Raw genomic sequence first — 17,196 nt, 5'->3', positions numbered from 1 at the left:
GGGACGGGCGGTCTCCGCAGCCGACCGCCGCCCGGGCCGGTCCCGGGGGTCTGCGGAGCGGACAGGGCAGCGGGCGATCCGCCCGGGGCGGTCCCAGGTCCTGCTGCAGGGGCGCGGGCAGCGGGCGAGCCGCTCGGGCCGGTGCCTGGGCCTTTTGCGCAGGTGCGGGCAGCGGGCGATCCGCCCGGGACTCCCGCCACTTTCTCGCGTTGCCCGCCCTGCGTGCTGTCCCGGCCTTCTCGACGTGCCTGTTAACCCGGTGAGCTAACCCGGTGACACCATGGCGAAACCGGCTAGCCGCCCTCGCCATCGCCGCCGCCCGGGCCCGGCGGGCTCCCTGTGACACCCGCCTCCCTGAGCGCCCGCTCGATGGCCTCCCGGTTGCGCCCGAAGCCGCGAAACACCTTCTCGCCGATCACCACCGTGGCCGTGACCCGGCTTTGGTAGCGGTGGATCAGCCGGTCGTAGGCGTCGGGGTCCCGGCGCACGTCGTAGGCGGTGTACTCGACCCCCATCCGGCGGAGGAACTCCTCCGCATGGCGGCAATCCCCTCAGCCGGGTTGAACGTAAAGCTCCACCTGCGGGAACATCCGGGCACCTCCTCATTGGGGCTCCGGCTTGGGCGGCAGGTTCATCCTGCCACCTGGAGGCCGTCGCTATACGGGTTGACAGAAATCAGCATGGCGGCCGGTCGCCGGCGCCCGGGTGCAGCCGCAGCTGCTGCCGCCGGTCGGTGGTGCTACGCAGGTTCCCACGCCAGGCGGTCGCCGGGGCGTGTTCCCGTGGCCGCCAGGGTGCCGGCGGGCAGTTCCAGCACACTGTGGCCGCGCCACACCAGGGGGCCGACCCGCCCGGGGACCAGGCGGTAGGCGGCCACCACCCTGCCCGACCGGTCCAGGTGCACCACGTCCAGGGGAAAACCCATACCCAAGCTGTGGACCCACCGGCACGGCCAGAGCCAGAGGCCTTCCCCGGGGGCCAGTTCGTCCCGGTCCAGCAAGCCCCGGCTCCGGCTGCGCCACGAGGCCGCCACCGCAATGGCATGGCCCAGTTCCGTCCCCCGGGTCCGGTTGACCACCCGCACGGGTCCCCGGCCCGGCGGCCCGGCGCCGGTTCCACCCTCCCTGCCGTGAACCTTCCGCATCGCCCTCCTCCTTCCCGGGACGAACCGGCCCTGTGGCGGCCCCAGGCTACGGCGACGGCCCCGGCCTGCGCCCGCCGCCGGGTCGCGGCTGCAGCCTCTGCCCGTGGCCCGCGCGTCCCACGCACCCGTGACGGTCGCCGCCGGTTCCTGCCCGGTTGCCGCCCCGCCGGCGGCCCCCGAGCTCGCATCCATGATGTCGGGCCGGCGGGCAGGGCGTTGAGGGGAGCTGCAGCGACCCGTTCATGTCCCGCGGCAAGGCCGCATAGGGTTGTCCCCGGCAGGGTTGTCCGTTGCCGGACTGGTCCGGGACGGCCGGAGGTGGCAACCATGGGATGGACGGCAGACTCTGCAGATCACCGGCCAGATCACGGAACCGGCGACCCCTCACCCCTGACGGCCCCCGAACCGCCCCGGGACGGGCGCAGGCCCCTGGCACCGCGCTCCCAGGGCGGCTCCCGTCCCAGCCCCTGGGAGGAACGGCCCGACAGGCCGGCGGGGCTGGGGACCGCGGCCGGCGGTGCGCAGGCCGTGATCGGCCTCGAAGGGACCTGGGAGGTCACCTGGGCCGGCCGGGCTGGCCCGCCGGTCCGGGTGCGGGTACCCGAGGAGCCCCCATGCCCGCCAGGCTCGGCTCCACCGCGGGCGGTGGTCTACCGGCGGGATGTGGAGGTGCCGCCGGGGCTCTTGGGTGGGAAGGACGTCCGGGCCTATCTGGAGCTGGCCATGGTGCTGGGCCGGGCCCGGGTGCAGGTCAACGGCGACGCCTACGACGTCCCCGGCGCCGGCCAGGTCACCGCGGACCTCGACGTCACCCGCTCCCTGCGACCCGGGACCAACCGGCTGGTCGTAGAAGTGGCCGGGCCACTGGGAGGAGGGGAGGAGGGGCGGCAAAGCCGGCGCCTCCGCCGGCGACGAAGGCGGCGACCGGCCTTGCTTGCCGGCGCCCAGGAAGGCGCTGGACCCGGGGGGGTCCAGGCGGTGGCCTGGGGTGCCTGGGCCCGGCCCGAAGCGGTTCCGCCGGGGTTCCTCCCACCGGGCCTGGCGGGTCCGGTCCGCCTGCGGTTCGTCCGCGGCGTGGTGCCGGTGGCGGTGAGCTGGTTCTTCCGGGACGAAGCAGAAGGGGCGGGGTCCGGGTCCGGCGCAGCGGGCCGGGGCGGCGGGAGGGCCGCCGGTCGCCCGCTGCCGGGTCCGGCAGGGCCATGGGCACGGCCGGAGCCGGCGGGACCACGGCCCCTCCGCGTCCCCTGGCGACCCGGGGCGAGGGGGGAGACCCCGGACCTGCCGGCGGGCGGGCCGGGCCCGGCCGTGGCGTACGGCTGTGCCCGGGTGCGCTACCTGGCCACGGAAGCCGTCCAGGGCCGGTGCTGGATCGAGATCGAGCCGGACGGGTTCGATGGCCCCGGTGCCCGGGCGGCCTGGGACGTGGAGGCCCGGCCGCCCGGCGGCACCTGGGAGGTCTGGTTTGCGCTGCCTTCCCCACGGCTGTGGACCGTAGGGGATTGGGGCCGGCCGCACCTCTACCGCCTGCGGGCCGGCTTCGAGCCTGCCGGCGGGACGGCCCAGCCGCCGTTGGTCTCCGCCGGCTCCGGGGAACCCGCCTCGCCCGCAGCGGCCTGGGGGCCGGCCCCCGCGGTGGAAGTCCTGGCCGGCGTCCGCTTCATCCGGCGGCTGGAGGGCGCCTGGTACCTCAACGGGCAGCCCCTGCGCTTCCGGGGCGCCTGCTTGCTGCCCCTGGCTACCTGGCCGGGGGCTATCACCCCGCGCCAGGCCCGGGCCTGGGTCCGGCGGGCCCGGGCCCTGGGGCTCAACGCCCTGCGGGTGTACGCCCACCTGGCCCACCCCGCCCTCTACGAGACGGCCAGCCGCCTGGGCGTCGTCCTCTGTCAGGACCTGCCTCCGGTGGGGTGCCCCACCCCGGAGGCGGCGACCGCGCTGGGGGAACAACTGGCGGCCTGGGTGGAAGAGGCAGGCCGCTGGCCTGCGGTGATCGCCTGGTCCATCTGCCCGGAGCCGGCCCTGCCCCTGGCCGAAGAACAGCTACAGGGGGTGGGCGGCCGGGTGCCGCCGGGCATTCGGATCCTGTGGCTGCAGGCGGCGGCCAGCCGGGTGGCCGCCGGCCTGGCGCGGCAGCTGGCCGCCATGGACCCCGGCCGGCCCGTCCTGGAACGGGCGGGTGCCCCGTCCTGGACCCGAACCGGCGGGGCGATGCGGTTCTTTCCCACGGGGGACGTCCCCGACCCCGCTGCCTTGGAACGGCGGTGGCGCCTGGCACCCCATGTTACGGTGATCGCGTCCCTTGGCTGGCCGGCGGGCGACCAGACTGCCCAGGCGCGATTCGTAAGGTATAGCGGGGATGCTTTGCGCCGGCGGCCCTACCCGGCCAGCGGCGGGTTCTTTTTTGCGCTCAACGACCCTCCTGGCGGTCCGGCCTACGGCCTCTACACGGCCGAGGGACGGCCCCGCGAGGCGGCCCGGGCATGCCGGGAGGTCCTTGCGCCGGTGCGCCTGCTCGTGGGGGCGTGGCCCCGGCGCTGCCGCCCGGGCCGCGGCTTTCGCCTGCCGGTGTGGCTGGTCAATGACACCGCCCGGCCCCTGGCAGGGCGGTGGACGTGGCAGCTGGTGGCGGGACGGCAGGTGCTGGCCGCCGGCACCATGGCCTGCGGGGCCGCTGCCAGGTCCCTGGTGCCGGTGGGCTGGATCACCGGCCGGTGGCCCCAGGAGGCCGTACCCTCGCCTTGGGCGAGGCCGGCCACCGGTGCGGGAAGGGACGAACCCGGCCCCCCGGCGCGGGCCTTGCCCCTGGTGCTCCACCTGGACCTGCAGGTGGGCGGGCGGGCAGTCCGTTCGGCCTACCCGCTGCCGGCCTGGCTTCCCGGCCCGGCCGGCCCCGGTGCGCCCGCGGCGGGTGGCGCCGGGGACCCGGGGGGAACCCCGGAGCGGCTGCGTTCGTCCTAACCCATTGACGGCGCCTGCAGCCGGACTATGCTGGAATTCCGGAAGGCGACCCGGGTCGCCGGGGTCCCCGCCCTGGGCTTGAGTTCCCGGGTTGCCGCCCCGGGCTCGCGGGCCGAGGAGGCCCTGTGGGAGGGAGAACCGTGACGTACCTGGATCCGGCGGCCACGGTGATCGGCACGCCGGCCTGGCCTCTGTGGCTCCTGCGCGGCCTGGAAGCGGCCGTGGTCTTCGTGGTGGTCTACAACCTGGCCGTGTACCTCGGGGGGCTGCGCAATCCCCGCCCGGTTCCCCGCACCGCGCCGCGAGCGCGGTTTGCGGTGCTGATCCCCGCCCACAACGAGGAGGCCGTGATCGGCCCCCTGATTGAAAGCCTGTGGCGCCAGGAGTACCCGCGCCACCTCTACGACGTCTTCGTCATCGCGGACAACTGCACCGACGGGACGGCCGCCGCCGCCCGGGCCGCGGGGGCCCGCGTGTGGGAGCGTTTCGACCACCGCCGGCGCGGCAAGCAGTACGCCGTGGCCTACGCCCTGGAGCGCATCGCCAGCCTGGGCCGGCGCTACGACGCCGTGGTGATGTTTGACGCCGACAACCTGGTGCAGCCCAACTTCCTGCAGGTGATGAACGATCACCTGGCGGCGGGCGAGAAGATCATCCAGGCCTACGTGGACGCCAAGAACCCCGACGACAGCTGGGTGGCCGCGGCCTTCGCCTTCAGCTTCTGGATGAGCAACCGCTGGCGGCTGCAGGCCCGGCACAACTGGGGCCTGTGCGGCGCCCTGGCCGGCACGGGCATGTGCATCGCCTGGGAAGTGCTGGAGCGGGTGGGCTGGGATGTGAACACCCTGACGGAAGACCTGGAGTTCTCCGCCAAGGCGCTGCTGCACGGCTACGTGACCACCTTCGCCCGGGAGACCCGCATCTACGACGAAAAGGTGACGGGGTTCGTGGCCTCCTGCCGCCAGCGGGTGCGCTGGGCCCGGGGGAACGTCCAGGTCATGCTGATCCACGCGCCCCGGCTGCTCTGGGCCGGCCTGCGCCAGCTGGATCCGGTGAAGTTCGAGTTCGTCTTCGACCTGACGCGGCCGCTGCACCTGGTGGTGACGGCGGCAGCCTCCCTGCTCAACCTGGTGGCTGGGCCGGCCCTGGCCCAGTGGGGCTGGATCCCCCTGCCCGAGTGGCCTGTGCGCCTGACGGCCCTCTTTGCCCTGGCGGGACCGCTGCTGGTGCTGGTGCTGGACCGGCTGCCGCTGCGGCCGTACCGGTTCATCCCCCTGCTGCCGCTGTTCCAGTACTCCTGGATCGCCCTGGTGCTGTGGGCGCTGCTCACCCCGCGGAACCGGCAGTGGGTTCCCACGGTCCACACCCGGGCGGTGCGGCTGGGGGAGCTGTCCCGCTGACGGGCCAGGCGGCGGTCCGAGGAAACGGCCAAGGGCGCCCCGGTTGGGGCGCCCTTCCGCGTCCCGGCGGAGTGCCTGCCGGTCCGGATCGAGCGGGGAAGGGAACGGGGGCCTGGGTTTCGAAGGAAGGGATCCAGAGCCACCCAGACCGGCGAAGCCGCAGGCTCATCTGGGGGGCGGCGGCCGGCGCAGCCGGGGTGCCGGCCGGGCGCGGCACCCGGCGACAGGGCGCTTCTCGGAGGGGAGGAGCATCCCATGCCACGTACCCGCCGCCGGACGAGCGCGGCCCTCGCATGGGGGCTTTTCCTGGCGGCCATCACCCTGTCGGCGCCTGCCTGCGGGGCGCGCCCACCCGAACCGGAACCGGTGACCCTGTATGACGTGGAAGGCTGGCCTCCCTTCGACCGCTTCCTGCCGGCGGCGGAACTGGCCGGCGATGTGCGGGTCACCGCCCGGGTGACCGTGAGGCCGGTGACCCGCCCGGGGCCCGATCCCCGGAATCCCTCGCGCCAGGTGCCGTGGCGGGATGTCCATTTCGAGGTCCGCATCGAACCGGCCGGCGGCCGGGCGCTGCGAGGGGTGGTGGCGGGCGTGCGGCTCAACGCGGCGCTGGCGCCCTGGATCCCTTCGGGCCTGCTGGTCTTTGGCAGCGATAGGCATGCGCCTCTTGACGTGGGTCCCGGTACCGAATCGCCCGGGCTTCTGGTGTCGCGGGTCACCGGCGTGCCGGACCCCTCCGTGCTGTCCGGGGAGGAGCGGCGCGCCCTCCGGGCGGCCCTCCAGACCCCGATGTGGTTGAAGCTCACCTGGGACGGGTATCCCCGTTACATCCGCCTGGAACCGGGCGAGGACATCCAGTACCAGGGGCTTGAGGTCTTCGGTGAGACTGGAGCCTCCGGCCCGGGTGCGGGGAACCGGTGAGGGCGCCCGGGAGGGTGGCCGGGCCGGTGCCGGCGCCCGGCGCCTGGCGCCGCCGGGGCGCCCGGCGATGCGCCCCGGGCTTCCGGGCCGCGTTACAATAGGCTCATCATGAACCGCTGGAACCGCCGCCGTTCTTCCTCGTCCGGTGCCGCCCCTTCCCCGGCCGGTGCCACTCCCGGTTCCGGAGCGGCCCGCTCCGGTCAGGGAACCGGGCTGCCCGGGGTGAGCGACGGCGCCGCGGAGCCCTCTGGCACCGCCGGTACCGCCGGCACCGACCGAAAGGAACCGGGAGCCGGTGCCTGGGCCGCCTATCGCCAGCTGCTGCGTCCCTTCCGCACCCAGGCCGTGCTGGCCGTCGCCCTCCTTCTGGCCCGGTCCGGGCTCGATCTAGGCATCCCCCAGATCTTCCGCTGGCTTCTCGACGTGGCCATCCCCGCCGGCGACCTGCGGCGCCTGGCCATGGGGGCGCTGGTGGCCCTGGCCCTGGTGGGGACGCGGGCCGCCGTGCACTATGCCGCCGTCTACGTCTCCTTCGACCTGACCCAGCGGGTGGTGCACGAGCTGCGGGTGCGCCTTTACCGCCACATCCTGTCCCTTCCCCTGGCCTTCTTCCACCGGGAGCGGCAGGGGGCCGTGGTCGCCCGCCTGACCACCGACACCGGCGCGGTGGAAAGGTTCATCCAGGCCGTCTTCGCCCGATTGGCCGGCGAGTTCGGCGGCGTGCTGGCGGTGGTGGCGACGGTGGTGGCCCTGCAGCCGGCCCTGGGGCTGGGGCTGGTCCTTCTGCTGCCCCTGGCGGGAGCCTGGTTCTACCTGCAGACCGTGCGGATCCGCAGCCTCAGCCGGGAGATCCAGGCCCAGGCGGGCCGCATCGGGGCCGCGGCCACCGAGGCGGTGGGCGCCATCGCCACGGTCAAGGCGTTTGGCGGTGAAACCCGCGAGGCCGGGCGGCTGGCGGCGGCCAGCCAGCGTTACCGTGCCCTCAACATGGCGCGGCGCCGGTTCATCGGGCGGATGGAGAGCGGTGCCGACCTGATGGGCAACCTGGGCCTGCTGCTGCTGTTCTTCGCCGGCGGTTACCTGGCCATCGCGGGCCGGCTGAGCCCGGGCACCCTGGCGGCCCTGGTGCTCTACCTGCGGATGATGCTGGCACCCGTCAGGAGCCTGGTCAACTTCCACCTGATCCTGCAGGAGGGCCTGGCGGCCATGGAGCGGGTCCAGGAGATCCTGCAGCTGCCCGCCGAGGGGGTACCGCCTGCCGGCGGCAACCGGGAAGCAGCGGCCGGCGGCGGACCGGACCGCCCGGACCGCCTGCTCCCGCCGGAGGCGGGCGGCGAGGTCCGGGCGGGCGCCGGCCAGGATGGCCGGGGGGCCGTAGCCGTGCCGGCGATCGCCGGAGCCGGCCCGTCGCGTCCCGCGGGAGGCCCCGCGCTGCCTCAGGGAGCGCAGCGGCCTCCCGGAGGACCTGGGGCGCCCGGGGGTGGCGGCGGCGCCGGGGCCGCTGGCGCCGCCGCTGGGGCGGAGGCCCTGCCACGGCCCGGGGCAGCGGGGCGGCCCGGCCGGCCGTCGCCCGCGGGGGCGGCCCTGGAGCTGGCCGGAGTCTGGTTCCGCTACCGGCCCGGCGACCCGCCGGTGCTGCGGGGTGTGAACCTGCGGGTCGAACCCGGCGAGCGCATCGCCCTGGTCGGGCCTTCGGGTGCAGGAAAGACGACCCTGCTGCACCTGATACCCCGGTTCTACGACCCCGAACAGGGGGTCGTGTTGCTGGACGGGCAGGACGTGCGCCGGTTCGACCTGGCGGAACTCCGCCGCCAGGTGGCCTGGGTGATGCAGGACCCGGTGCTCTTTTCCGGCACGGTGGCGGACAACATCGCTTACGGCTGCCCCGGCGCCAGCCGCGCCGCCATCCAGCGGGCCGCCGAGCTGGCCAACGCGGCGGGCTTCATCGCCGCCCTGCCCCAGGGCTATGACACCCCGGTGGGGGAGCGGGGCGTGCGGCTTTCCGGGGGCCAGCGGCAGCGGATCGCCATCGCCCGGGCCCTGTTGCGCCGGCCGCGGCTCCTGCTGCTGGACGAGGCGACCTCCTTCCAGGATGCCGAGTCGGAGGAACGGATCCACCAGGCCCTGGACCTGCTGGCGGCCGGCGGCTGTACCAGCATCGTGGTGGCCCACCGGCTCTCCACCGCCCTGCGGGCCGACCGCGTCGTGGTGCTGGACGGCGGCCGGGTGGTGGAGGCGGGGACCCACGCCCAGCTCATCGCCCGCGGCGGCCTCTACGCCCGCCTGTACCGCACCTTCTTCAGTCCTCGCGGCCCCGGCCGGCCGCGGCCGGGCCTTCCGGCCGGCGGGACAGGCACGGGAGACTAGCCGGGGATCCGTCCATCTGTGCCCGGATGGTCTCGTGGGTCCACCCCGTCTCGGGGGCGACCTTGCCCGCGACCCAGCCGTCATGGGTCAGGGTGGCCCGTCAAGGCAAGCCGGCCTGACAAGGTGAGGTGGCCTGTCAAGGCACGGCGGGCTGCCTCAGGGTGGCCCGCCCCGGCCAGGTGATATGGTGGACGTGTAGGAGGCGATGGTCTTGGCCCGCTGGACCCTGCGCCTGCGGGTACGCTACGGTGAGACGGACCGCATGGGCCGGGCGTACTACGCGCGCTACTTCGACTGGTTTACCGACGGTCGCACCGAGCTGATCCGCCGCCTGGGCCTCTCGTACCGCCGCCTGGAGGACGAGGGGGTGTTCCTCCCGGTCCTGGAGGCGACCTGCCGCTACCTGCGCCCGGTGGATTACGACGACGAGCTGGAGCTGGACGTGGAGCTGGTGCGCCTGACGCCCACCCGCATGGACTTTGCCTACCGGCTGCGGGCGGCCGGCAGCGCCCAGGTGGTCGCCGAAGGCGAGACCCGCCACGCCTTCATCGACACCCGGGGCCGGCCCATCAACCTGCGCAAGGCCCGGCCTAAGATCTGGGCCCAGCTGGAGGGCTTGCAGCTCGAGGTGCCGGTGGAAGCCGGCAGGCCGGGCGGGGGGGACGGCGGCCGGTGAGCAGCCGGCAGCGCCTGGCCCAGGCATTGGAACGGGTGGCTGCGGCGGACCCGGCCCTGGCCGGCATCGCCGGTCGCCTGGGCCCCCTGCTGGACCTGCTGGATGCCGTCGACGCGGGGGCCACCCTGGACGTCTGGATCGAGTTCGGGGGCGGGCACGCGGTGATTGCCGACGTGGCCTCGGAGGCCCGGGAGCTGGTCTGGGATGCGGCCGGGCCGGGTCTGGGCTTCGAGGGGGCGGCCGGGGAGCTGGTGCTCCTGCTCCACCACATCCAGCAGGTGCGGCGGGAGCACGCCACCGGCGGGGTGCGGGTGCTCTTGGCCACCGGGGAGGCGCTGTGGTTCCGAGCCGTGCGGCCGGGCCACAGCGGGCTCTCCCGGCCGCTGCAGGCCTGAGGTCCGCTTTCCCCGGACGGAAGTTTCTTGCTATCGTGGGAGCGGTGTGGACTACCCTCGCGCGAGGTGATTCTCGACATGCCGCTGGTCACCGGCATCGAGCTCCTGGAAGACGCCCGCAAGCGGGACTACGCCGTGGGCGCCTTCAACGTCAACAACATGGAGATCATCCAGGCCATCATTGCCGCCGCCGAGGAGGAGCGGTCGCCCGTGATCCTGCAGGCCAGCCAGGGCGCCATCAAGTACGCGGGCATCCGCTACATCCGCGCCCTGGTGACGGCGGCGGCGGAAGAGGCCCGGGTGCCCATCTGCCTGCACCTGGACCACGGCCCCAGCTTCGAGCAGGTGATGGAGTGCCTGCGCTACGGATTCACCTCGGTGATGTTCGACGGATCCCACCTGCCCTATGAGGAGAACGTGCGGCTGACGGCCAAGGCCGTGGAGGCCGCCCACGCCGTGGGCGTCTCCGTGGAAGGCGAGCTGGGCAAGATCGGCGGGGTGGAAGAAGAGATCCGCGTCGAGGACTGGGACGTGGTGCTGACCGACCCCGAGGTGGTGCCCGATTTCGTCCAGCGCACCGGGGTCGACTACCTGGCGGTGGCCATCGGCACCAAGCACGGCTTCTACAAGGGCGAGCCCAAGCTGGACTTCGACCGCCTGGCCCGCATCCACCAGCTGATGCCGGACCTGCCGCTGGTGCTGCACGGCGGCAGCGGGATCCCGGAGGAGCACATCCGGCGGGCCATTCCCCTGGGGGTCCGGAAGATCAACATCGACACCGAGCTGCGGGCCGCCTTCGTCGGCCGGGCGCGGGAGATCATGGCGGAGAAGCCCCAGGAGATCGACCCGCGCAAGATCCTGGGCCCCGCCCGGGAGGCCATGAAGGAAAAGGTCAAGGAGAAGATGCGGCTCTTCGGCTCCTCGGGCAAGGCGTGAGCGCCGTCCGGGCCAGGGGCGAGGAGAGCAGGGCCCCTTGGACCGCCTGATCCCGACGCGGGATGCGGCCCGGGAGCCCGGAGGCCGCCCGGGCCGGTTCGTCCGGCCGGGGGGTGGCGGCCGCGGGGGAGGGGAGGCAGCCGGGATGGAACGGGAACTGACGCTGGAACTGGTGCGGGTGACCGAGGCGGCCGCCCTGGCCGCCGCCCGCTGGATGGGGCGGGGGGACAAGAAGGCCGCCGACGGCGCCGCGGTGGACGCCATGCGGGCGGTGTTCGACACCGTGGACATCCGCGGGACGGTGGTCATCGGCGAGGGGGAGATGGACGAGGCGCCCATGCTCTACATCGGCGAGCAGGTGGGCAGCGGCCGGGGGCCCGAGGTCGACGTGGCCGTCGACCCCCTGGAAGGGACCAACCTGGTGGCCAAGGGTCTGCCGGGGGCCATTGCGGTCCTGGCCGTGGCGCCCCGGGGCTGCCTGCTCCACGCCCCCGACATGTACATGGAGAAGATCGCCGTCGGCCCGGCGGCGGCGGGCTCCATCGACATCGAGCGGCCCATCGAGGACAATCTCCAGGCCGTGGCCCGGGCCCTGGGCAAGCGGGTCGAAGACGTGACGGTGATCCTGCTGGACCGGCCGCGCCATGCGGACCTGGTGGCCCGCATCCGGCGGGCGGGTGCCCGCATCCGGCTGATCTCCGACGGCGACGTCTCGGCCGCCATCGCCACGGCCCTGGAGGGGACGGGCATCGATCTCATGGTCGGCATCGGCGGCGCCCCCGAAGGCGTCCTGGCGGCGGCGGCCCTTTACTGCCTGGGCGGCGAGCTGCAAGGCCGGCTCTGGCCCGAGGACGACGAGGACCGGCGGCGGATGCAGGCCATGGGCATCGACCAGGCCCGGGTGCTGCGCATCGAGGATCTGGTGCGGGGCGAGGACGTGATCTTCGCCGCCACGGGCATCACCAGCGGGGAGATGCTGCGCGGCGTTCAGTTCACCAGCCGCGGCGCCTACACCCACTCGGTGGCCATGCGCTACCGCACGGGCACGGTGCGGTTCGTCGAGGCGTGGCACCGGCTGGAGCGCAAGCCCGTCATCGGCGAGATGGTGGGCGGCGCCGGGGCGGGCAGGGCATGAGGTGATGGGCGATGGCGGAGCGGGAACGGGACGAACGGGCCGGGCAAGCCGGAGAGGCCCCGGGGGATCTGGAGGCCCGGCGGGCCCGGACCCTGGCCTGGCTGCGGGAGGAGGCCGGCCGGGGGCAGCCTTTCCGTGACCTGGCCCAGGCGGTGTGCACCCACCTGTACCGGGAGTTCCCCCACTACTCGTGGGTGGGAATCTACATGGTGGAGGGGGACCGGCTCAAGCTCTGGGCCTGGGACGGCCCCCAGCCCACCCAGCACGTGGAGATTCCCCTGAACGCGGGCTTGTGCGGCTGGGCCGCCTCCACGGGCCAGCTGGCCAACGTCCCCGACGTGCGCCAGGACCCGCGGTACCTGCAGTGCTTCCTCTCCTGCCGGTCGGAGATCGTGGTCCCCATCGCCCGGCAGGGCCGGGTGTACGGCGAGATCGACATCGACAGCGACCGGCTGGCCGCCTTCGGGCCGGAGGACGAGGACTTCCTGCAGGCGGTCTGCGCCGTCCTGGCCGAGGTGGCGGCGGGCGACGGGGCGGTCCAGGCAGCCCTGGCGGGTGGCAGCCGCTGAGATGCACGAAAGGGGAGGTGGCACCCATGGCGGCAAGGCGCATCGCCATCCTGGTCGATGACATGTACGAGGACCTGGAGCTCTGGTATCCCTACTACCGCCTGCTGGAGGCGGGCCACCAGGTCGAGCTCATCGGCAGCGAGCGGGAGCGGGCGTACACCAGCAAGCACCACTACCCGGCCAAGGCGGTGAAGTCCATCGGCGAGGTCCGGCCGGAAGACTACGATGGTGTGGTGATCCCCGGCGGTTACGCGCCGGACAAGATGCGGCGGGACGAGCGGATGGTCCGGTTCGTCCGGGAGATCCACGATCAGGGCAAGCTGGTGGCGGCCATCTGCCATGCCGGCTGGATGCTGGTCTCGGCCGACGTCCTGCGCGGCCGGCGGGCCACCAGCGTCCGGGCCATTCGCGACGACATGCGCAACGCCGGCTGCGAGTGGGTCGACGAGCCCGTGGTGGTGGACGGGAACCTGGTGACCTCGCGGACGCCCGACGACCTGCCGGCCTACATGAAGGCGATCCTGGCCAAGCTGGGCGAGGGGTGAGCCCGGGCCGCCCGGCCGCGGCGGGGCCCGGGCGGCCCGGCTGTGGTGAAGCCGGGAGACGGCGCATGGACCGGGGGACGGCGCAGGGAAAGGACAGGGTGCAGCGGCTGCCGGGGCCGCTGCACTTTTTTGTCCGGCATCTTGCCGGCTCGCCGGGGGCACCGGCACCCGGGGACTTGGGTCGCGCCGCCGGAGACAGCGGGTCGAGGCCGCCGGCCCCAGGTAGTGGCCGGCAGTTGGCCCGAGGCCGGCGCCAGAGGCCGCCGGCCCGAGGCTCCCCCTTCTCGGGGCACCCCGCCCAGGAGGGGCCGGCCCGAAGGACGGGTCCGCGGGCTGGCCCGCTGTACGGGCCAGGGGCGCGGGTCCCATGGGCCAGGGGCACGGGTCCCATGGGCCAGGGGCACCGGCGGGGTGGAGCGAGGCAATGTAAACTAGCCGATTAGCCAACAGGAATTGCGTCCGCCGCGGGGAACTACGATCCCCAATCCGCAAGCCCCAGCACCCCACCCCCCTGGCAGGTCAACCCGCAGCTCCGGGGGCCATCCCCAGGTCCGGGGGCGGGGCGCCGGGGCGGGAGGAGCCGTGCAGGCCATGGAGGATGCCGCTCCGGGAACTTGCCGCCCAGCGGGCCCGCTTCTCCCACGGCACGCCGGACGCCGCCGCCGGCGGTGGGGGGCGAGCCGGGCTGCCCGCATCCTTGCCGGCCTGGTCCTTGTGCTGGTGTTGGTGGGGCTGGGCGGCTGCGGCAGGGAAGGGCTACCCCGGGACGGGCATGGGGGGCCCGGAGCCGGCGCTCTGGTGCCGGCATCCTCCCGGGAGGAACCGGCCGGCTCCCATGCCAGCCCGCAAGGTGGGCCGCCCGGGCCACCCGCCGGTCCGGGGGAAGGCCCGCCGGGCGGCACGGAGATCCTGGTGGCGGCGGCGGCCTCGCTCCAGGAGGTCATGGAGGAAGCGGCCGCCGCTTTCGGCCGGGTTCGTCCCGGGATCCGGGTGCGATTCCACTTCGGCTCGTCGGGGGCGCTGGCGGCCCAGGTGGAGGCCGGGGCGCCGGTTGACCTCCTGGTGGCGGCGGGGCGCCCGCCGGTGGACCGCCTGATCCGGGCCGGCCTGGCGGCACCCGGCGACGTGCGGGTGCTGGCGGGCAACCGGCTGGTGCTGGTGGCCCCCGCGGGCCCGGGACCGGCCGGGCCCGGGACACGGGTCCGCAGCTGGGCGGACCTGGCGGGAGACCAGGTCCGCCGGGTGGCGCTGGGCGACCCGGCCCACGTGCCGGCGGGGCAGTACGGCCGGCAGGTGCTGGAACACCTGGGGCTCTGGCCGGCGGTGGCCTCCCGGCTGGTCCTGGATCAGGACGTGCGCCAGGTGCTGCACCATGTGGCCGCCGGAGCCGCCGACGCGGGGATCGTCTACGCGACGGACGCCGCCACGGCCCCGGGGGTGCGGGTGGTCGCCGAAGCACCGCCCGGCAGCCACGATCCCATCGTCTACCCCCTGGTCATCCCGCGCAGCGCCCCCCAGCCCCAAGCGGCCCGGGTCTTCGCGGACTTCCTCCTGGGGCCCGAGGTGTGGGCCATCCTGGACGAACACGGCTTTGCGCCGCCACCCTGAGGCCGGCACGGCCAGGTGGGGCCCCGCGGGGCAGGACGAGGGCCCGGCTTCCCTCGGGTGATCGTGAGGCCCAGGGTGAGGCCGCCGGGCCGGCGACGCCTGGACCGTGCCTCGGGCCCCAGGGTGCGGGCGCTGGCCTGGCGGCCGGGAAGCGGGGTGCGGAAACGGGCGGGAGACCGGTGCACCGGAGCACCGGGGTCCGGGGAGGAGGCCGGCGGGTGGTCGACGGCATCCAGGCGCTGCAGGTCTCGCTGCTGGTGGTCACGGCGGCCACCGTCCTGGTGGTGGCCGCGGGGCTCCCCCTGGCCGTCGCCTTGTCCCGGCCGGGCTGGAAAGGCCGGACGCTGGTCGACGTGCTGGTGACCCTGCCCCTGGCCCTGCCGCCCACGGTCCTCGGGTTCTACCTGCTGGAGCTTCTGGGTTACCGGGGGCCGCTGGGCTGGCTCAGCCGGCACCTGCTGGGCAGCACCCTGATCTTCACGCCGGCGGCGGCCGTGCTGGCGGCGGCGGTCCTGGCCCTGCCCCTCTTCGTCCAGCCGGCCCGGGCGGCCCTGGAGGAGATCCCGCCCGAGGTGCGGGAGGCCGCCGCCATCGACGGGGCGGTGGGCTGGGCCCTGATCCGGCACGTGATCCTGCCCCTGGCGTGGCCCGGGGTGGCCACCGGGGTGCTGCTGGCCTTTACCCGCGCCCTGGGCGAGTTCGGCGCCACCCTGATGGTGGCGGGGAACATCCCGGGGCGTACCCAGACCCTGTCCCTGGCCATCTACAGCGCCGTCCAGGCCGGGCGGGACGACCTGGCCGGCCGCCTGGCGCTGCTGCTGACGGCCGTGGCGGCCCTCTCCCTGGGGGCCGGCTACCGCTGGCGCCGGCCCGGGGGGCCGGGGTTTCCCGTTGGGGTCGGGGGGATCCCGGCAAGGCTCTCTGCGCCGCCGGGAAGGAGGGCCCGCTCATGACCGGCCGGTGGAACCGCCGGGATCACCCGGACCGGCCTTCCCGCCGGCCTCTTCACCGGCCCGGGGACCAGCCGGCGCCGGATGGAGGGGCCCCGGGGCGCCGCGATGGCGAGGCCGGCCCGGAGGCTCGCGGCCGGGCCCGGCCAGGCCGCGAGGGTGTCGCCAGCCGCCTGCGGGAGGCCCGCCGGCGCCTGGGGCTCAGCCAGCGGGAGCTGGCCGTCCGGGCCGGCGTGTCCCGCCAGGCCATCGGCGCCATCGAGGCCGGGCGGATGACCCCCTCGCTGGCCGTGGCCATGCGCCTGGCCCGCGCCCTGGGCTGCCGGGTGGAAGACCTGTTCCGCCTCGACGAGCCGGCACCCGAGATGGTGGTCGAACTGGCACCGGCCACGGCCCTGGCCACCCCCCGGCAGGACCGGGATGGGGGGCCGGTCCCGGCCGGAGCCGGAGCCCGGATTCTGGTGGGGCGGGTGGGCGGGCGCTGGGTGGGCCACCTGCTCCAGGGCGACGGCGCCTTCACCCCGGGGCTGGTGCCGGCCGGGGCCCGGCTGCTGGCGCCCGCCGGCGGCGGGCCGGCCCCGGGCCCCGGAGCGGGCGGCCGGTGGCGGGCCGCCCTTTTGGAACCCCCGGGCGACCTGGCCCGGAGCATCCTCATCGCCGGCTGCGCTCCCGAGCTCTCCCTGTGGTCCCGCGCCCTGGGGGCGGGCCGGTACGGGGTGACCCTGCACCGCATCCCGGCCAACAGCCGGCAGGCGCTGGAGCTTTTACGGGCGGGGATGGTCCACGGGGCCGGGGTCCACCTGGCCGGTTCCGCCGGCGAGCCCGACAACCTGCCCCTGATCCGGGCGGTGCTGGAGGGCCTGGAGGCCGTGGTCGTCCGGTTGGGGGTGTGGGAGGAGGGCCTGGTGGTGGCGCCGGGCAACCCCCTGGGCCTGCGGGGCGTCGCCGACCTGGCCCGCCCCGGCGTGGTGGTGGTCAACCGGGAGCCGGGAGCCGGGTGCCGGGCGCTGCTGGAGCAGAGCCTGGCGGTCGCCGGGATTCCCCCGGCGGCGGTGGCCGGCTTCGACCGGCAGGCCGCGGACCATTTGGAGGTGGCCCGGGCCGTGGCCCGGGGCCAGGCCCACGCCGGCATCACCACGGCCGCCGTGGCGGCCGCCTACGGGCTCGACTTCATCCCCTTCCGGTCCGTGGCCTACGATCTGGTCTTCCTGCGCTCTGTCCTGGACGAACCGGCGGTGCAGGCCCTCCTGGGAAGCCTGGGGGACGCCTGGGTGCGCCGCCAGCTGGCCGCCCTGGGCGGCTTCGACACGTCGGCCACGGGCACCGTCACCGCCCGGATCCCACTCATGCTAGAGTCCCCCGGCCCATAGGCTCGGAGTGGGCGGGAAAGGGGGGCGGGCCCGCCCAGCCCAGGAGGCAGGGCCGGGATGGCGCCCCGCCGGGCCGGCCGGTCCGGCGAGGTGACCTGGAGGGTGACCCGGCGGGTGGGTCTCGCCTCCGGATCCGGCGACCGGGCTCAGGAGCCGGACCCGCCCGCAACGGTGGCGGCGGGCCTGGCCGGCCGGCCCGGCCCGGCCCGCCGTCGCCGGCCGGAC

15 protein-coding genes are annotated in these 17,196 nt (G+C 75.0%); 13 read left to right on the top strand and 2 right to left on the bottom strand.

Features of this window, described 5'->3' with window-relative positions; translation table 11 throughout:
- Nucleotides 1–293: 293 nt before the first annotated feature.
- A complete protein-coding gene (locus THESUDRAFT_RS08595) occupies nucleotides 294–590 on the bottom strand; it encodes a glutaredoxin domain-containing protein (protein ID WP_006904389.1) in 297 nt (98 codons plus the stop codon).
- 149 nt (nucleotides 591–739) lie between these two features.
- A complete protein-coding gene (locus THESUDRAFT_RS08590) occupies nucleotides 740–1,144 on the bottom strand; it encodes a DUF192 domain-containing protein (RefSeq protein ID WP_006904388.1) in 405 nt (134 codons plus the stop codon).
- A gap of 327 nt (nucleotides 1,145–1,471) precedes the next feature.
- On the opposite strand from THESUDRAFT_RS08590, the gene THESUDRAFT_RS08585 reads away from it, so the two are divergent.
- From THESUDRAFT_RS08585 to THESUDRAFT_RS08525, 13 genes are all read left to right on the top strand, one after another.
- Nucleotides 1,472–4,099, top strand: coding sequence for a glycoside hydrolase family 2 protein (locus tag THESUDRAFT_RS08585; RefSeq protein WP_006904387.1), 2,628 nt, complete (start codon nucleotides 1,472–1,474; stop codon nucleotides 4,097–4,099).
- 140 nt (nucleotides 4,100–4,239) lie between these two features.
- Nucleotides 4,240–5,499, top strand: a complete 1,260-nt coding sequence (locus THESUDRAFT_RS08580) for a glycosyltransferase family 2 protein (RefSeq protein ID WP_006904386.1) — start codon at nucleotides 4,240–4,242, stop codon at nucleotides 5,497–5,499.
- A gap of 255 nt (nucleotides 5,500–5,754) precedes the next feature.
- Nucleotides 5,755–6,420, top strand: coding sequence for a hypothetical protein (locus THESUDRAFT_RS08575; RefSeq protein WP_006904385.1), 666 nt, complete (start codon nucleotides 5,755–5,757; stop codon nucleotides 6,418–6,420).
- Between the two features lie 108 nt (nucleotides 6,421–6,528).
- Entirely contained in the window at nucleotides 6,529–8,787 is a 2,259-nt protein-coding gene (locus tag THESUDRAFT_RS08570; protein ID WP_006904384.1) for an ABC transporter ATP-binding protein, read from the top strand.
- Nucleotides 8,788–8,992: 205 nt separating this feature from the next.
- On the top strand, nucleotides 8,993–9,463 hold the full coding sequence (locus THESUDRAFT_RS08565) for an acyl-CoA thioesterase (RefSeq protein ID WP_006904383.1): 471 nt from the start codon (nucleotides 8,993–8,995) through the stop codon (nucleotides 9,461–9,463).
- Nucleotides 9,460–9,858: a hypothetical protein gene (locus THESUDRAFT_RS08560; protein WP_006904382.1), complete on the top strand. Its 399-nt coding sequence runs from the start codon at nucleotides 9,460–9,462 to the stop codon at nucleotides 9,856–9,858. Before THESUDRAFT_RS08565 ends, THESUDRAFT_RS08560 begins: the two co-directional genes overlap by 4 nt.
- Before the next feature lie 78 nt (nucleotides 9,859–9,936).
- Nucleotides 9,937–10,794, top strand: coding sequence for a class II fructose-1,6-bisphosphate aldolase (locus THESUDRAFT_RS08555; RefSeq protein ID WP_006904381.1), 858 nt, complete (start codon nucleotides 9,937–9,939; stop codon nucleotides 10,792–10,794).
- A 145-nt stretch (nucleotides 10,795–10,939) separates the two neighbouring features.
- Complete coding sequence (glpX, locus tag THESUDRAFT_RS08550) at nucleotides 10,940–11,929, top strand: class II fructose-bisphosphatase (RefSeq protein ID WP_006904380.1); 990 nt, start codon at nucleotides 10,940–10,942, stop codon at nucleotides 11,927–11,929.
- A gap of 11 nt (nucleotides 11,930–11,940) precedes the next feature.
- A complete protein-coding gene (locus THESUDRAFT_RS08545; RefSeq protein WP_006904379.1) occupies nucleotides 11,941–12,498 on the top strand; it encodes a GAF domain-containing protein in 558 nt (185 codons plus the stop codon).
- Between the two features lie 26 nt (nucleotides 12,499–12,524).
- Complete coding sequence (locus THESUDRAFT_RS08540) at nucleotides 12,525–13,043, top strand: type 1 glutamine amidotransferase domain-containing protein (protein WP_006904378.1); 519 nt, start codon at nucleotides 12,525–12,527, stop codon at nucleotides 13,041–13,043.
- Between the two features lie 798 nt (nucleotides 13,044–13,841).
- Nucleotides 13,842–14,651 carry a molybdate ABC transporter substrate-binding protein gene (gene modA / locus THESUDRAFT_RS08535; protein WP_242823297.1) on the top strand — a complete coding sequence of 270 codons (810 nt, stop codon included), beginning with the start codon at nucleotides 13,842–13,844 and terminating at the stop codon, nucleotides 14,649–14,651.
- A 218-nt stretch (nucleotides 14,652–14,869) separates the two neighbouring features.
- A complete protein-coding gene (modB, locus tag THESUDRAFT_RS08530) occupies nucleotides 14,870–15,604 on the top strand; it encodes a molybdate ABC transporter permease subunit (protein ID WP_006904376.1) in 735 nt (244 codons plus the stop codon).
- Entirely contained in the window at nucleotides 15,601–16,971 is a 1,371-nt protein-coding gene (locus THESUDRAFT_RS08525) for a substrate-binding domain-containing protein (RefSeq protein ID WP_006904375.1), read from the top strand. Before modB ends, THESUDRAFT_RS08525 begins: the two co-directional genes overlap by 4 nt.
- Nucleotides 16,972–17,196 lie beyond the last annotated feature (225 nt).

Source organism: Thermaerobacter subterraneus DSM 13965 (genome assembly GCF_000183545.2).
Classification (GTDB): Bacteria; Bacillota; Sulfobacillia; order Thermaerobacterales; family Thermaerobacteraceae; genus Thermaerobacter; species Thermaerobacter subterraneus.
This window is presented reverse-complemented; position numbering and strand designations above follow the sequence as displayed.

Excerpts from the sequence above, each read along its gene's own strand:
- THESUDRAFT_RS08590 (WP_006904388.1), bottom strand. The coding sequence starts at position 1,144 with ATGCGGAAGGTTCACGGCAGGGAGGGTGGAACCGGCGCCGGGCCGCCG.
- THESUDRAFT_RS08585 (WP_006904387.1), top strand. The coding sequence starts at position 1,472 with ATGGGATGGACGGCAGACTCTGCAGATCACCGGCCAGATCACGGAACC.
- THESUDRAFT_RS08575 (WP_006904385.1), top strand. The coding sequence starts at position 5,755 with ATGCCACGTACCCGCCGCCGGACGAGCGCGGCCCTCGCATGGGGGCTT.
- THESUDRAFT_RS08570 (WP_006904384.1), top strand. The coding sequence starts at position 6,529 with ATGAACCGCTGGAACCGCCGCCGTTCTTCCTCGTCCGGTGCCGCCCCT.
- THESUDRAFT_RS08565 (WP_006904383.1), top strand. The coding sequence starts at position 8,993 with ATGGTCTTGGCCCGCTGGACCCTGCGCCTGCGGGTACGCTACGGTGAG.
- THESUDRAFT_RS08555 (WP_006904381.1), top strand. The coding sequence starts at position 9,937 with ATGCCGCTGGTCACCGGCATCGAGCTCCTGGAAGACGCCCGCAAGCGG.
- glpX (WP_006904380.1), top strand. The coding sequence starts at position 10,940 with ATGGAACGGGAACTGACGCTGGAACTGGTGCGGGTGACCGAGGCGGCC.
- THESUDRAFT_RS08545 (WP_006904379.1), top strand. The coding sequence starts at position 11,941 with ATGGCGGAGCGGGAACGGGACGAACGGGCCGGGCAAGCCGGAGAGGCC.
- THESUDRAFT_RS08540 (WP_006904378.1), top strand. The coding sequence starts at position 12,525 with ATGGCGGCAAGGCGCATCGCCATCCTGGTCGATGACATGTACGAGGAC.
- THESUDRAFT_RS08525 (WP_006904375.1), top strand. The coding sequence starts at position 15,601 with ATGACCGGCCGGTGGAACCGCCGGGATCACCCGGACCGGCCTTCCCGC.